Genomic DNA, 2,474 nt, shown 5'->3' with positions numbered 1-2,474 from the left:
CTTGTTGATGTACCGCTCGACGGGGCCGTCCGGCTTCGGCTGGCCGCCGGAGAACTGGTGCGGGTACCGGTTGATGTGCTCCGGGTTGAGCCCGACCAGGTCCAACAGCTCCTGGACACGCCGCTGCTTGCTGCCCTTTGGGGCGGCATCCGGGTGGATCTCGAACGGCTCGCCGATGATGTCACCGACGGTCATCCGCGGGTTCAGCGAGGTGTACGGGTCCTGCATCACCATCTGCATGTTGCGGCGCACCCGGCGCAGCTCGCCACCGGAGGCCTTGAACAGGTCCCTGCCCTCCAGGGTGGCACTTCCCGAGGTGGGCGTCTCCAGCCGCATCAGCAGCCGGGCGAGGGTGGACTTGCCGCAGCCGGACTCGCCGACGACACCCAGTGTCTCGCCGCGCCGCAGCTCGAAGCTCACCCCGTCGACCGCCTTGACCGCGCCGACCTGCCGCTGGAACAGCACGCCCTGGGTGATCGGGAAGTGCTTGACCAGGTTGTCGACGGAGAGGATGGCCTCGCCGCGGACCTTGGTGGGGTTAGCGGGCGACGCTGTCATCACGGACCTCCTGCGCGAAGTGGCAAGCGCTGGTCCGGCCGTCGCCGAGGACCAGGTCGTGCGGTACGACGTCCACGCAGACCTGCTGGACGTACGGGCACCGGGGGTGGAACGGGCAGCCGGACGGGATGCGCATCAGGTTCGGCGGCAACCCCTTGATCGTCGACAGTTCCTCGCCACGGACGTCCAGGCGCGGGATCGACTCCAACAACCCCTTGGTGTACGGGTGGGCGGGGGCCTTGTAGAGCGAGTGGACGTCGGCGTGCTCGACGATGCGACCGGCGTACATGACGGCGATCCGGTCCGCGACACCGGCGACCACACCCAGGTCGTGGGTGATCAGGATCATCGCCATGTTGAGTTCGCGGCGCAGGTCGGCCAGCAGGTCCATGATCTGGGCCTGGACGGTCACGTCGAGCGCCGTGGTGGGCTCGTCGGCGATCAACACCTTCGGGTCCAGCGCCAGTGCCATGGCGATCATGACGCGCTGCCGCATGCCCCCGGAGAACTGGTGCGGGTAGTCGCCGATGCGCTTGGCGGCACCCGGGATCTTGACCAGGTCCATCAACTCGATGGCGCGCCGCCGGGCGTCGGCCCGGGACATGCCGGCGCGTTGGCGCAGCGTCTCGCCGATCTGCCAGCCGACCGGGAACACCGGGTTCAGGGCGGAGAGCGCGTCCTGGAAGATCATCGCGATCTCCTTGCCGCGTACCTGCCGACGTTGCTCCTCGGTGCGGGTGAGCAGGTCCTGACCCTGATAGAGGATCTGGCCGGAGCGGACGAACGCGGGCGGGGTGTCCAGGATGCCCATGATCGCCTGGGCGGTGACCGACTTGCCCGAGCCGGACTCGCCGAGCACGGCAAGTGTCTCGCCGGCGTCCAGGTGGTACGACACGCCGTTGATCACCCGGGCCACACCCTCGTTGGTGCGGAACTCGACGTGCAGGTCTCGCAATTCGAGCAGGTGGCCGCCCTCGGGAGTGGCGGAGGCCGGCGTAGGTTCGAAGGTCATGACTGTGCCTGCCTTTCGCTCGCGACTGCGGGGCTCGCTTCGCTCACTCCTCGCGCTCGCATGAGAATCACCGCAGCTTCGGGTCGAAGGCGTCACGGATCGCGTCGCCGAGCATGATGAACGCCAGAACGGTCAGCGCGAGGAACGCCGACGGGACGATCAACGGGGTGGCCGCCTCCCGCATGTGGATCCGGCCGGTGTCGATGTCCTGACCCCAGGAGATGGTCGGCGCCTTCAGGCCGATGCCGAGGAAGGAGAGCGTCGCCTCGGCCGCGATGAACGAGCCGAGCGCGATGGTCAGCACGACGATGACCGGGGCCAGCGAGTTCGGCAGGATGTGCCGCCACATGATCCGGCTGTTGCCGGCGCCGAGCATCCGGGCCGCCGCGACGTAGTCCTGCTCCTTGGCGGTGATCACCGAGGAGCGGACCACGCGGGCGGCGGTGGTCCAGCCGAGGAGGGCCAGCACGAAGACGACAGCGCCGATCCGAGCCCACTGGCTGTCGCTGGACACCCGCTTGAGCAGCACGATCGCGGCCAGCAGCAGCGGAATGCCGAGCACCACGTCGATCACCCGGGAGAGCACCGCGTCGACCCACCGGCCGAAGTAACCGGCCAGCATGCCGATGACCAGGGCGATGATCCCGGTGCCGAGCGCGGCGAGCGCGCCGACCAGCAATGAGGCACGGGTGCCGTAGACCGCCCGGGAGTACGTGTCGCACCCCTGGAAGTCGTACCCGAAGATGGCCCCGCCGGACGGCCCGGCGTGCTGCCGGGACAGCAGGCAGTCGTTCGGGTTGTTGGCGGTGAACACGCCGGGGAGCAGCGCCATCAGCGTGAAGATGACGACCAGCGCCAGCGAGATCCAGAAGATCGGGTTGCGGCGCAGGTCGCGCCAGGCGTC

3 protein-coding genes are annotated in these 2,474 nt (G+C 68.7%); all 3 read right to left on the bottom strand.

Annotation, left to right across the window (positions count from 1 at the left end; all coding sequences use genetic code 11):
* Positions 1 to 558: ATP-binding cassette domain-containing protein (locus tag ACWCO3_RS33910; protein WP_450014041.1), on the bottom strand; the 558-nt coding region annotated here is incomplete at its 3' end.
* Positions 539 to 1,570, bottom strand: coding sequence for an ABC transporter ATP-binding protein (locus ACWCO3_RS33905; RefSeq protein WP_145778996.1), 1,032 nt, complete (start codon positions 1,568 to 1,570; stop codon positions 539 to 541). The genes ACWCO3_RS33905 and ACWCO3_RS33910, both read right to left, overlap by 20 nt.
* 67 nt (positions 1,571 to 1,637) lie before the next feature.
* Positions 1,638 to 2,474 (bottom strand): ABC transporter permease (locus ACWCO3_RS33900; RefSeq protein ID WP_450014039.1); only part of this gene is annotated, 837 nt, incomplete at its 5' end.

Source organism: Micromonospora sp. NPDC002411 (genome assembly GCF_053592955.1).
Note: the sequence above shows the minus strand (reverse complement) of the source record. Positions and strands in the feature narration are given on the sequence as shown.